The sequence below is a fragment of the Thiofilum flexile DSM 14609 genome, from assembly GCF_000380185.1.
Classification (GTDB): domain Bacteria; phylum Pseudomonadota; class Gammaproteobacteria; order Thiotrichales; family Thiotrichaceae; genus Thiofilum; species Thiofilum flexile.
The window spans coordinates 1-12,514 of the sequence record NZ_KB904758.1 but is presented as its reverse complement, the minus strand read 5'-3'; the positions used below and the strand labels follow the sequence as shown (position 1 = coordinate 12,514).

Annotated in this window: 10 protein-coding genes and 1 CRISPR repeat array; of the genes, 1 reads left to right on the top strand and 9 read right to left on the bottom strand. The window is 45.7% G+C overall.

Annotated elements, in window-relative coordinates:
* The 9 genes from csx16 to A3IK_RS0106515 all read right to left on the bottom strand — a co-directional run bounded on the left by csx16 (position 1) and on the right by A3IK_RS0106515 (position 10,940).
* Complete coding sequence (csx16, locus tag A3IK_RS20745; protein WP_020559178.1) at positions 1–1,599, bottom strand: CRISPR-associated protein Csx16; 1,599 nt, start codon at positions 1,597–1,599, stop codon at positions 1–3.
* Between the two features lie 160 nt (positions 1,600–1,759).
* Positions 1,760–2,083, bottom strand: a complete 324-nt coding sequence (locus A3IK_RS0106550; protein WP_162596622.1) for a UPF0175 family protein — start codon at positions 2,081–2,083, stop codon at positions 1,760–1,762.
* A gap of 94 nt (positions 2,084–2,177) precedes the next feature.
* Entirely contained in the window at positions 2,178–3,374 is a 1,197-nt protein-coding gene (cmr6, locus tag A3IK_RS20235) for a type III-B CRISPR module RAMP protein Cmr6 (RefSeq protein WP_020559176.1), read from the bottom strand.
* Complete coding sequence (gene cmr5, locus A3IK_RS0106540) at positions 3,371–3,796, bottom strand: type III-B CRISPR module-associated protein Cmr5 (protein WP_020559175.1); 426 nt, start codon at positions 3,794–3,796, stop codon at positions 3,371–3,373. The genes cmr6 and cmr5 overlap by 4 nt, the downstream gene beginning before the upstream one ends.
* Complete coding sequence (cmr4, locus tag A3IK_RS0106535) at positions 3,796–4,728, bottom strand: type III-B CRISPR module RAMP protein Cmr4 (protein WP_020559174.1); 933 nt, start codon at positions 4,726–4,728, stop codon at positions 3,796–3,798. The genes cmr5 and cmr4 overlap by 1 nt, the downstream gene beginning before the upstream one ends.
* Positions 4,729–4,740: 12 nt before the next feature.
* Positions 4,741–6,018, bottom strand: coding sequence for a type III-B CRISPR module-associated Cmr3 family protein (locus A3IK_RS0106530; protein WP_020559173.1), 1,278 nt, complete (start codon positions 6,016–6,018; stop codon positions 4,741–4,743).
* Positions 6,015–7,967 (bottom strand): type III-B CRISPR-associated protein Cas10/Cmr2, encoded by a 1,953-nt coding sequence (gene cas10, locus A3IK_RS0106525; RefSeq protein WP_020559172.1) that lies wholly within the window; start codon positions 7,965–7,967, stop codon positions 6,015–6,017. The genes A3IK_RS0106530 and cas10 overlap by 4 nt, the downstream gene beginning before the upstream one ends.
* Positions 7,964–9,166: a type III-B CRISPR module RAMP protein Cmr1 gene (gene cmr1, locus A3IK_RS0106520; RefSeq protein ID WP_020559171.1), complete on the bottom strand. Its 1,203-nt coding sequence runs from the start codon at positions 9,164–9,166 to the stop codon at positions 7,964–7,966. The genes cas10 and cmr1 overlap by 4 nt, the downstream gene beginning before the upstream one ends.
* A 299-nt stretch (positions 9,167–9,465) precedes the next feature.
* A CRISPR array of direct repeats spans positions 9,466–10,398; the repeat unit is 36 nt; unit sequence GTCTTAATCCCTTCTCAAACAGGGCGATACTCAAAC.
* Positions 10,399–10,592: 194 nt separating this feature from the next.
* Complete coding sequence (locus tag A3IK_RS0106515; protein ID WP_020559170.1) at positions 10,593–10,940, bottom strand: CRISPR-associated endonuclease Cas1; 348 nt, start codon at positions 10,938–10,940, stop codon at positions 10,593–10,595.
* A 690-nt stretch (positions 10,941–11,630) separates the two neighbouring features.
* On the opposite strand from A3IK_RS0106515, the gene A3IK_RS0106500 reads away from it, so the two are divergent.
* Positions 11,631–12,514 (top strand): RNA-guided endonuclease InsQ/TnpB family protein (locus A3IK_RS0106500; RefSeq protein ID WP_026220839.1); only part of this gene is annotated, 884 nt, incomplete at its 3' end.

Sequence of the window (12,514 nt, the reverse complement as noted above, 5' to 3'; positions counted from 1 at the left end):
CTATACCTGCTTTTGTGCTGTAAAGCATTCTAGGCGTGCTCCGTAACGGCGCATATCATCAGCACTCAGTTCTTGCCCCCGTGCCTCGGCAGGTAGTTCTAGAGTCAGGTGAAAGTAACGACCACCCCGTGCATTCATCTCGGCTACTAGATTGATCGGTAGCGTTCCCAATACTGTGTCTCCAGATTGCACAATTCCCACATCAAAATGTGCCAGTAGCTGATCAATGTGAAACCCTTCAGATTCTGCCCAAAGAGCAGCACCAGGATGACGAGAGATGAAGTAGGTTTTGGATGATTTTGTTGGAGGTATTTCTAAGCAATTGGTAGTTTCGTAATCTTGTATTTTACTTTCAAATTTTCCTACTAAATCTTGTAGGTTCTGGATCAGTTTATCAGCAGGACTAGGGGAGGATCTGAAACCACCATGTTGAATATCATTGCGTATCAATCCTATTAAATCTGCATATCCTTGTGGGTTGTTTTCTTCCCCCTCTTTTTCATACCAACATTTCTCGGTTTTATCACGCCCTTTTTTATCTAGTAGTTCTTTATCTGTAAGATTGGTATTGGCATATAAAGAAACCCAGCCTTCACGCACCACAATAGCAGCCTCAGGATAGCGTTCGTAATCAATGTATAGCTTTGCTAGTGTTAGCATGGACACATGCCCTTGAGAGCTGAACAGAGATTGAGCTGGGATATCTTTCAGTTTTTCTTTTAATTGCTCTAGCACCGGATAGAGTGGCATGAAGTGCTGGCGGATTTCGGCTTCACTATCGGTAATAGTTTGTAGGACATTGGCAGCACTACCACGCCCTTTAGCGGATTCCGTGATGATTTGTAGTACGCGCACAGTGGCTATATTGTCGGAAAATGCTTTGATAGATTCCGCCAGTTTTGCCAGCATACGTGGACGTTCGCCTTGCCCAGTTTTTTGAATGGTTGCATTTTCGCGCTTGGCTAGTTGTGCTAGGGCAGCACCATGTCCTGTTTTTATAAAGCTTTGAAGAGCACTTGACCAGTCGAGTAGGTTGATGAAAGTACTCATATCCCAAATGTCGGAGACCTGTTTTGCACTGTTATACTCGCCGTATAAAATACGCATATCCGGTATATTTTCTACATTTCGAGTTGAGCGAACATAGTTGATCACCGCTGCTGCAAAGAAGGGTTGTGAGCGGAAGCCATGGGTAATATCAAAAATGACCTTTTTATCATTCCCTTGAGGAATATTCTCCAGAATTGTATGAAATTGTTCCCACTGTTGTTCAGCATTTGCTCCAAAAGGAACGCGCACAACATGGGGTCGTGGGAGTTGATAAACTTCAAACTCAGCCAGAATTTTATCGATATGAGCTTTTTCTGCCTGTTCGGTTGCTAATAATACAACCTCATCTACTCTCTGTAGGCCGGTAGTTTTTTCATTAATGGTATAACCTTGTGTAATTGCCCGAACAACATAGCAGGTATTACTAATATCTGTTTGTGGATCTTGATTAAAACGGTATGTGGTTTTGTGATAGAAATATTCACCTGTTGGTTTGCTATTGGAGTCACGTTTGGCTTCTCCAAGCCCAAGAAAGCTAATTAGTTTCATTTAATTTCCTGTGATTGTCCAAAAAACTGATAAACACCTTCGCCATCTCTTACTCCTTGTAACGTTTAACTCTCAAGAAACCGTAGTGATACACAGTGGCCAAAGCTGTGCATTTCCTGTACGCAATTTCGGACACTTGGGATTAATCTCCCCTGTTCGGCTAATGCCAGTACACGGATTGTACCGATTGCTCTACGGTTTCATCATGGCGCACGACATCAATACCAAGCTCATCTAGGTGCAGAATAAAGTCAGCCCTAGGCAAGCTACTGATACGAGCAGCTTTTCCAAGTGAGATCAAACCATCCCGAAACAAACTAGCAGCGTGTGTCAGGCGTATTTGTGCGATGGTCTCGCTCAGGTATCTCTCTAGATGGAAAAGCAATGCGTCCGGCTCATTGCCTTTGAGTATGAGTACGGGAGCCTCTTTTGCCTGCCGCAAAGCTAGGGAGGGGGGTAAATCACGTACATTAGTAACATACATAGCAGTTACCGAAAAAAGAGGTACTACCAAAAGTAGTCCACGCATGATACTCACGCAAATACGCCCACAGACAAAATAATCCTTTCAAGATGGATTACAGCAGATATTTCAGAACAACTTGTGTTCTCTGATAGTCTTTATCCTTGCTAGGATTTTTAGCTTTACTCTCTTCCCTCCAGATACCTTCTTGTTGCATCCGCGCCTTTAGAAACTGTGCTGCTGTTTTTTGGTTAATCTCACTCCATTGATTAGCCTCCAATGCTTTAATAGCATCTGGAGTGGTTGAAAACTCTGCAATTTCGCGCTCAATGGGGTGCATCTGTTGCAAGGCAGCTTCTTTAGCCTGTCGCTCTACTTGTTGTTGTATTTGTGCCTGTTTATCTGCTTCAGCCTTAGCTATTTTCTGGTGTAAGTCATCCAATGCTTTTGATGCTTGTTGCATACCTCCATAACCTGTTGCAGTTTTGCCACCTGCTCCTTCATGCCGCAGTACACGTTGCAATACATTGGCAACCTCATCCAGATTGATTGACGATGGCCGTTGCCCCGGATATTCACGTATGGCAAAACTGAATAGTAAGGTAATGTCTTTAGCAACTAGAAAAGATACGGGTACGGGGTCATGCCAATCGGCGGGTACGGCTTCAGAGGTTATTGCAGAGTCTTGCTTACCTCCCTTTTCATACCATTTGCCCATATGTGGAGTCATTACATCCACGGCTAGAGTGACTGGTTCAATGGGCAGAGCATCAAAGAAAATTAGCTCACCAGCCCTGCTATCACATTCCTGTTTTCTGGAGTCTTTGTCGTCACTACCAAACCACTGAAGCAGTAATTGCTTTTTATTCGGATTTTCCGGATTGTTGTCATCCAGATAGTTTTCAATGTAAGTCCGCACCAGACCTTTGACGGCTGCTCCAGTTAGATAGGGGACACCCAGAGTTGGATGCCATGCAAAACCATTTTCAACAGGATGTGGGTTGCCCATGCCCGTTACGAAGTGCCAAGATGCTTTGAAGACGTGGCTTTGTCCCTTCAGGCTCTTAGTTAGCCTCATCTGCATCCATGATTGGTGTGCAAGAGCTTTGCTGTTGCCTACTTTTTTGTTATTGAAGTGTTTCAGCAACCAGTGTGAATTACCTATGTCTGTATGATGAGTATCCGGTTTGAGTATATCCCAGTTACGCGAGCCATACTGATCATAAAAGCGCTCAAACCACAGCCCACGATTGCCCTCCCGTCCCAGCTCCGGCTTATGCGCCTGTAATTGATCATACAAGGGAACTGTCATGGTTGCTCTCCTTCGCCCACATTACCCTCGGTCATGAATGCCTTGGCAAATTTTTTTACCCAGTCCATCAATGCTTGAGCTTCAGCTTGTGCCAGACGGTATGTGTGCATGTCAGCTTGGGTAATTCCCTCTAGCAGGTCGGGGTAATTGCTATAGGGCTGTTGAGGCATGGTTTGCTCATTATCATGACGATTGCAAAGCCAGTTTGACAGAATCATGTATAGCTCTGCATGTTCAGGGGAGCTGTTTCCTTTGGATTTAAAAAAGGCTGCGGCTTGCCCTAAACCATTCATGTGAATCATGGCAGGCAGATTGGATGCATAGCTCTTGAATTCCTTATGCCCAATCCTAGGGTTGTCAAATGCTGCACTTTTAACCTTTTCCAGTGCGTACTTAGCTCGCTGTTGCTGGATTGTTTGCATTATTGTCCTCCTTGCAGCACTTTGACGGCGCACCAGCCCATTCCGACGGTTTCATTACCGCCAATCTGTAACCATGGTCTGTCCCTGAACAAGTTGGTAATCGACTCAAGCACCCACTTGCCGGATTCATCCTGAGGTAACGGAACCTTGATTTTATCCCCCTTGGGTTTTCTCACTGGATTGGCTGATAGCCCAACGTACAATAAGGTTTCTGGTGGTAAAGTTTCCTCATACCAAAGAGCTCCATCTTTAACAGTTTTAGTTTCGGATTCGATGGCAATATGAGCATTCACTGGTGTTGCGTGTTGGCAAAGATGGGCAAACATATCATTACTGACAATCACTAGCTGATTTTGCAAAACCTCTTCTGCATCGTCGCGCTGCATCAGTTGGGCTATGGATTTAATGGCTACGCTCAGATCCTGTGATTTAGCATTGAAACGATACTCCTCAAGGAACAATGCCCCATCAGCCTCTTTTGTCGCAACAAGGGCTTCATCGCCTTCTACTTCTACATTCACACTGCTGAGTAAGCCGACTGTCAGACCAAAACGTTCAGCATCACGCTGGTAACGCTTCAGAGCATCTGGGCATGTCACCCATTTGAACTGAGATGTGAGCGAACGAATAGGCAATAATAATAGACGGGCATCACTCACCATAATAGCTCCAGCATGCTCGCTGGCATTATTGGTATTTGGGCTTGGGCTTGGGCTTGGGCCAAATACATAGATCACACTGGCATTTTCCTTGCCATATTGGGTTTCTGCACGAGTACGTAAAGCGCCTTTCATGGCAGACCCAAATACGCAGGGCCAGCCATTATGCCCTTCCCGTTGGATCGGTAGATCAATAATGCCGGTATTTTGTCCTGTACCGGCATGGATAGAGGTCTGTGCCAACAAACCCAGAATGGTACTTGCTTGTGTCATAATTGCTTTCCTTTAATCATTCCAAAGGCCAACGGCTAGGTGTCCGTAGCCATAGGCTTTCAATTCGCCGATTTGTTGGTTATGTAATTTCTTGATAGCTGTTTCCGTTTCCGTATCGCCGTTTTTTACTTTGCAAAAGAACGCACTCCCTGCCGGAATCAGGCTGGTGACAGCACGAGGCTCATGCTTTGCCATATCCCACCCCCCTTCACGCTGAGCTTTTCCCGTCACAGCACCATGAAGCTCCAGTTCAATACCATTGAGGGAACCCGTCCAGACTGTTAAGTCCTCACGCTCTTCTCGGACAAAGTTGGGGAACGGCTGCCACTCTTTGCTCTGCTGTTTAAGCTGTAGTGGGGTCAGCAGATACAGTATCAAACCCTGATTGCTACCAATTGGCGGTGCTTTGGGAAAGGTCTTGTTTTCAGGTTTAACTTCAAGACTCGCTGTGCGTCCTTCACCACCGAGGCGGATAATGTGGCTGTGCGGAAAATCCTGTGGCAAGCCTGAAGCATCCAGTTCAATCGAGACGGCTCTTTGCAGACGAATATGGCGAGTTTGGTACAATAGGCTAGGCTCTACCGTGCGGTTGCTGTTGTCACGAGCAATGCCGACTCTAGGTTCGCGCTCAAAAAGATCAGATGCTTTTTTAACATCTGCAATCTTTGGTGCGTTGCCCTGTAAAACCGCTGTTAGTCCTGCTTGAGTTAGCCATGTATTTTCCAATGGTTTGCTACCAGCCGCATTGGCTGGTAGCTCTGGTAGCCGGGCATTTTTCCCCAGATCGCACCAGATGCCTTTTTTTGCCAGCGTTAGGCGTAGTAGTTCAGGCTCCTTCTGATCCTTTTGCTGGTTTTCTTTTTGCATCAGCAACAAGGGTGCAGGGTATAAACGTTCACCATTATAACTCAGCCATGCCCCCTGAAATTTCAACTTGCCAAGATCATCACCATAGCCGATTAACTCATTACCTTTAGCTATATGAAATGCCTGCCAATCAATATTTTGCTGCTCACCAATCAATGAGCGCACGGCACCTGCTAAAGTACGAACCGAAGGCGGGAATACGCTTTGCAGTTCACCCATCGACTCCATTGGACGAGACTCACGGAAAAACAGGGTATCTGTTGCCTGAAAAACCAGTCTGACAGCTTGGCTGAAATCTATAGTTTGAGTTTTATTCTGCATAGGAGGAGCCTGAGTGGTCGTTTCACTTTTTTGCTTGGGTTGTTGACCTTTTCTATATTGGACTGAATGTTTGCCACTCTTGTTTTTGCCATTTTTACTCATCGCTCAACTCCTTTACGAGCTAGAAACCGAACCAAGAGAGCACCATCAACTTCAAGCCGCTGGCTTTTGTCCCATTGTTCGCGCGGTGCTGCTTTGTGATCCTGCAGCTTTCGTTTGACAGGACGACATTGCGTCAATAGTGGCCTGACCCGATCTTTGGCTTTGTCCATACGTTCCTGAGCATTTTTGATCCCGTTCAAATCTGACTTGCCAGAGTTCAGGTATTCCATTGCCATTAAGCTGAGCGCATCAGAATCATCAAGAACACTTTCTTGCTGCGTATTTTTGGATGGATTCAACAACTCAAAACGCTCACGAATCTTGTAGAAGAACTTACTAGCGAACTGCTCCTGATCTTCTTTGATATTACGGAATGTTTTGACCAGTAATTCCAGATAGGTATTGTTCTGTTCAGGAGCCAAGGCAATATCCCACGGCTGTGCCCACTCAATCTGCAAGCCACCTGGCTTCCAAACCCGAATAGCCAGCGCATCACGTCCACGCCCCTCCTTAGCAACCTCATCTAGTAATTTATGAGAGTCTTTCAACACTTCAGTCAGCGGGGTTTTGATATGGACAAATTCAATAGCGCCAGAGATTGTGGCTAGAAATTTTTCTTGATCAAAGCAAGACAGATAATGTTTGCGGAGCGCGACTGCACACGGAATGGCATCTTCCAGCGGTAGAATTGCCAGCACGTCATCACCACCTGCATAAACAAGAAAACCATTATGGTTGTAAACTATAGCAGGTACACCAAGGGTGAATTTAGCCAGTCCCTGTGTGATGAGTGGCTGTTTATGGGTATCACTCATGTGCTTGCCCAGCGAATCACCATCCATCAGCAGAATGGCGTAAAAAGGTGATACTGGCTCTAGATTATTGGCACTTCTGCGTACTGCTGCGAGTGTGCTCTGAACTTTTTTAGCCTGCTCCTGATCTTCAAAGTGATTTTTGTTTTCCAGTATGGAATCGAAAAACACCCCACCATCCAGAGAGCGCAGGCGTTTAAATATTCCCGCATTGGGCGATGACTCAAGACAGGGCATACGAGTTTCCCACTCTCCATACTCACCACCGACCAGCCGCTCAGCTTCCTGATGGAAATTCGCCAGTGTATTGGCATCTGCTTTATTCAGGGCGTGCTCCAGCCAGTGTACCGCTGCCATATAAGTCACGGAAGGCACAGCACTAGGTACTTTCCAGCCTTTCAAACGCCAGCCTTGTGCCATCGAATGATCCAGTCTGTCAAAGTGACGACTGAAGCGCCGTTTTACAAAAGCCATTGCGCATAAGGCTTCGTTTTTGGCCAGATCACTTTTCATCCCGTAACGGCCATTATTCTGCACGGAGCTCCAGAAATGGTTCATTGCCTCACGGTTTGGGCTGTTGGCACCGGACAACTCTTGCCATCCATCCATTATAGAACACTTCACGCCCGGCTCATTTGGTGGACAATAAGAGCGCCAGTTTTTACGTTTATCTAGTGCAGAGCTATCTTTTGGGTCATCAGTTATTATCCAGCTCATATCCCAGAATGCTGAAATTTGTCGATCCCATATTGTTGCTGTTTGACTAGCAGGGCTGATATGACCAAGATCGCGCTCCCATACGGTGTCAGCCAGTGCTTTCCATGCCTCTTGTACGGCACTAACCACTTGTTCTGGTTTAAAAGTGGTGGAGTTTATTTCCGCTTTGAATCGGTTGGGAATACTGCCTTGGATGGGTTTTTTCCCTTGGTTTTTTCCTTCTAGCCAAGACATGTAATCATCGTCGGGTAATGGAAACTTGATTTCTCCACCCTGAATTTGTGTGGCCTTGATAGCGACAGCTGACAGCCATGAAAGGATGAATGAGCCAGCCCAGAAATCACGGGTACGGCGAGCCTGAGCCACAAAGCCTTGTACGGGGCCCAAGGTGAAATGGAAGTAGTGAGGGGTGTTGCTCATAACGTCTGCATCCTCTCACTGAAGCGATCCATATATTTGTGAATTACCTGCCAATCAATCATTTGCTGGTTAAAATGGATATTCGCTTTGCCCTGCTGCATCTTGAACTCTAGTATTGTGTTATCTGGTAAAAATTCAGCAGGGAATAATGATTGAACAATGGCAGTCTTACCATCAGGAAATTGATGTACATGAATGAGTAATGGAGAAGTACGCCGTGTACACTCGGACATTGCGGGTGCAAAGTCCGCCTTTTTCTTTGTTGAGGAAAAAAAGTAGTTGTGAGGCAAACCAAATATGGAACGTTGTGGGATGCTAGTTGCGCTTTTAGAGGTAATGATTTTTTCAACCAGATCATGATCTTTTTTGAAATTTTGTTCTGCAGGCTTACCCGCAACTTTATGCTTACCAGTATTGTCGGCACGTCCAAATGAGCGATATAGTTGCTGTTGTTCTCCTACTTTATCGAGCAAAACAAGAGGATCACCATCCCCCTGTAGTGACATATCAATTCGGGTGAGTGCTGAAAATGCCGTGAATGGCGGCAAACTAACCCTAGTTCGATGTGCCTGTACCAACTTCAGGAACTCATCACTATTGCTTGGAATCTTAATCCCAGAGCCATCGACACTCATAGATTGAATAGCGACAGATCCGAAACCTTTACGGGCACGGCTGCCCAAGCCTCCAAGCAAACCAAATATCAACAAGGCGTCAATAAGCTGACTCTTTTGCTGTAGATATTGTTCTTGTGATTTCCCATATCTTTTTGGTTGTAGCTGCAACTGAATTTCAAAAGTACTACCAGATTGCAACACAGGACGAAGATAGCCATTGCCAAAATGATATAGCCCTTGTCCCAGCAAGTATTGAATACCATTCGTAGGCTTTTTAGGGTCGGAGGTTTTATTGCCAGAGTAGAATACTTGAAGGGTAAATTGTGCAGCCTTACCATTATCTGCGGAAGTCCCAAAAAGCGTACCCTCTTCCTCATGCAATTTCTGCAGTGCCTCTCGATCTGATTGGATTTGCGAGCGAATTCGTCCCCAGTTCAGCGCTCGCCACCAGAAACGCAATGCCCCTTTGACTGAGGCGGGAGAAATACCAGATGCTTTTTGTTCGGCATCACCAATAAACATCGGCGTGACAATGCGATAAGTCGCCCTAATAATATGCGGCTCTTTGAAGGTCAATTTCATAACTAGCCTTTGATTGGGAAAAAGGGTTTATACCTCACATTATCCCGATAAACGGCAGATTGTCACGCTTCACAAGCTTGTGAGAGCAAAAAATATTTAATGCACTATTGGGGTGAGGTTGAGAGTTGTAGAGATTAGTGCCTACCTAGAAAACTACCCATATTGGGTATCCATCGTAAATACTAGTTGGCTAGTAATGATATAGGTATCAGATAGATATGATATTTTTTATAGATTGCTGAAGACATTTTTTGTCAAACTGAAACCACTATGTGCATAGTGGCAGTTACCAAGAGTCGGTCTTAATCCCTTCTCAAACAGGGCGATACTCAAACCTAACGCAAATGTATGCCGTAGTGGACACCTACGTCTTAATCCCTTCTCAAACAGGGCGATACTCAAACGATTAATGAGGCAGCAGGGCAATTGCTTGCACGGTCTTAATCCCTTCTCAAACAGGGCGATACTCAAACTGATAGACTGGCAGGCCGCGACCTAGCGCTATTGTCTTAATCCCTTCTCAAACAGGGCGATACTCAAACTCATAGACGCTGGTCAACCGGCACCTGTGTTCAGTCTTAATCCCTTCTCAAACAGGGCGATACTCAAACTCATAGACGCTGGTCAACCGGCACCTGTGTTCAGTCTTAATCCCTTCTCAAACAGGGCGATACTCAAACAATAAACAATTATGTGTGGTGGAAGTCGATGACGTCTTAATCCCTTCTCAAACAGGGCGATACTCAAACACTACAGAGCTGAGAGAAAGAGGCATCAGCAGACTGTCTTAATCCCTTCTCAAACAGGGCGATACTCAAACTTTATGCTGTTACCTGTGCGCCAGAGGCTCAGTGTCTTAATCCCTTCTCAAACAGGGCGATACTCAAACTGTTACGCATGTCGTGGCACAACAGAATTAACTGTCTTAATCCCTTCTCAAACAGGGCGATACTCAAACGCAGTAACCTATCTGGCTTTAGCCATAGTTAGGTCTTAATCCCTTCTCAAACAGGGCGATACTCAAACCAATAGTGATGAGGTTACAGAAATAACACCGGCGTCTTAATCCCTTCTCAAACAGGGCGATACTCAAACGCAGTAACCTATCTGGCTTTAGCCATAGTTAGGTCTTAATCCCTTCTCAAACAGGGCGATACTCAAACCAATAGTGATGAGGTTACAGAAATAACACCGGCGTCTTAATCCCTTCTCAAACAGGGCGATACTCAAACCCCGCCGCTCGTCGGAATCCATTTATTTTCAATAACTTATGCTGTATAAATTTTGATATCAAAATGGCATTTCCGAGTTAGCTTTTAAAAAACGTGATTTGAGTAAAAATAGACCTCAAAACCCCCGACTAAAAGTCGAAAGTTGCGTACAATAATATAACAAGTTATGAACTCTGACTAGTGTTTTTACGCCCTTAAGCCAGCCCCTCATCCACCTGTTTTAGCTGTTCCCGTAACCGAATAACCTGCCCATTGATGATTTCAGATAAGCTAGCACGAGGCCAATGTTCCGCATCTTTTGTAGCAGCAAAAGGACGCGGACAATCCTGCCGCCAGCGTGCCCATGCAGCATAAAATAGTGGTCGGGTGGCTTTGCTTAGACGACAGCCTTCACTCTCATTATAATAAAAACTGCTTTTGTCTAGCGGTGTTTGTTGTAGCCATTCCAAAACCAGTGTATCCACATTGGCACGAAAGGTCTCCAGCATATCCAGTGCTAGTGAGTCTCGCCCCGGATAATCCTGATGCAAAAAGCCCAACATATGCCATAGTGCATTCTAAGGGCAGCCCCGTAGGGCTGCTGGTGTGGGGTTCAGCGTTGTTTGTAGGTGCAGGCCGCTTTTGCGGCTACGGCTGCTGCAATGCAGCAGAGTAGGATGAGTTGCAGGGTGGGTCTCTTGTGTTGGGGGATCATTTGTCCTTGTCGCAGTTCAGGATGGTGGTGGTCACGGCGACGGCGATTGTCACCAGAAGGGTAGTGAGGCCAGGCATGTTGGTTTCTCCTTGTCGATTGCAGTTCAGTGTTGTGTTGGGGGGATCATTTGTCCTTGTCGCATTTCAGGATGGTAGTGGTCACGGCGACGGCGACAGCCACCAGAAGGGTAGTGAGGTCAGGCATGTTGGTTTCTCCTTGTCGATTGCAGTTCAGTGTTTGGTAATCAGATCCCAGAGCGTATCCCACAGGTCATGGGGGTGATGCGGTGGGAACGGACGATTTGGGATGCGTGGAATACAGTTCATGGTTGGGTCTCCATCGTTTTAGTGTTTCGATGAAGACTATTCTGAGGGAAACGGCGTTTGGTATTGAGGATTACAAGCTTGTAAAAGCTCTTTACCGAACCAGCCGTAAAGCCCCTTGCTTCAGCTAGGGGATATCAGGCTATCGGCGATAGCCGATGAAAGGTAGTACTACAACGATAACAGTTAGCACCTTTTGTAGTATAATCAATACTATGAAACCAGCCACCCACCTCAAAACCCTCAAAGTTCGCATCAAGGATAAACACAAGCCTATTCTTGATCGCATGGCCTTTGAGGTGAACCAGGTGTGGAATGCTGCCAATGAAGAAACGGCCTATTATTCACATTTTTTCATTCCGGAGTTTGGTTTTCACTCGCTTTATCTCAGTACGTATGACCTGCAAAGCCAACTCAAAGGTATTAAGGCAGAACGTGGCTTTATGATCCACTCCTCGACGACTCAAGAAACGATAGCCGTTCACGAAAAAGCGCGTAAACAATTCAAGAAAAGTAAACTGCGTTGGAGAGTCTCGAGTGGTTCTAAACGCTCCTTAGGTTGGATACCCTTTAAAAAAGGTGCTGCGGTTTGGAAGCATGGGCAAGTACGCTATGCGGGACACTTCTTTAAGGTATGGGATAGTTATAACCTAGCTCAATACGAGTTTCGTTCAGGCTCTTTCTCCCAAGATGCGCGAGGCCGCTGGTATTTCAATATTGTCGTGGAAGTACCCAACATTGAATCGACTGCTACGGGCGAAGTCGGCATCGATCTAGGTCTAAAAGACACTGCGACCTGTAGCAATGGGGATAAGCTAGAGCGCGGTGATTTCTATCGTGAACTAGAACCAAAACTAGGCAAAGCTCAACGCGCTAAGCAAAAGAAACGGGTAAAGGCTATCCACGCTCAGATCAAAAATAGGCGCTTAGAGGTTATCCATCAATTTTCCAATAAAGTCGTGAAAGCAAACGGCTTAATCATCATTGGCACTGTGAGCAGTTCCGGTCTAGCTAAAACTAACATGGCTAAATCCGTTTTAGATGCGGGCTGGTTTATGCTCAAGACACAACTGAAATACAAAGCGAGTGCGCGGTCAGG

What these genes read in the sequence shown, in the direction of transcription:
- cas10 (WP_020559172.1), bottom strand. Translation starts at nt 7,967, where the DNA reads ATGAGCAACACCCCTCACTACTTCCATTTCACCTTGGGCCCCGTACAA.
- cmr6 (WP_020559176.1), bottom strand. Translation starts at nt 3,374, where the DNA reads ATGACAGTTCCCTTGTATGATCAATTACAGGCGCATAAGCCGGAGCTG.
- A3IK_RS0106530 (WP_020559173.1), bottom strand. Translation starts at nt 6,018, where the DNA reads ATGAGTAAAAATGGCAAAAACAAGAGTGGCAAACATTCAGTCCAATAT.
- cmr5 (WP_020559175.1), bottom strand. Translation starts at nt 3,796, where the DNA reads ATGCAAACAATCCAGCAACAGCGAGCTAAGTACGCACTGGAAAAGGTT.
- A3IK_RS0106550 (WP_162596622.1), bottom strand. Translation starts at nt 2,083, where the DNA reads ATGTATGTTACTAATGTACGTGATTTACCCCCCTCCCTAGCTTTGCGG.
- cmr1 (WP_020559171.1), bottom strand. Translation starts at nt 9,166, where the DNA reads ATGAAATTGACCTTCAAAGAGCCGCATATTATTAGGGCGACTTATCGC.
- csx16 (WP_020559178.1), bottom strand. Translation starts at nt 1,599, where the DNA reads ATGAAACTAATTAGCTTTCTTGGGCTTGGAGAAGCCAAACGTGACTCC.
- cmr4 (WP_020559174.1), bottom strand. Translation starts at nt 4,728, where the DNA reads ATGACACAAGCAAGTACCATTCTGGGTTTGTTGGCACAGACCTCTATC.
- A3IK_RS0106515 (WP_020559170.1), bottom strand. Translation starts at nt 10,940, where the DNA reads ATGTTGGGCTTTTTGCATCAGGATTATCCGGGGCGAGACTCACTAGCA.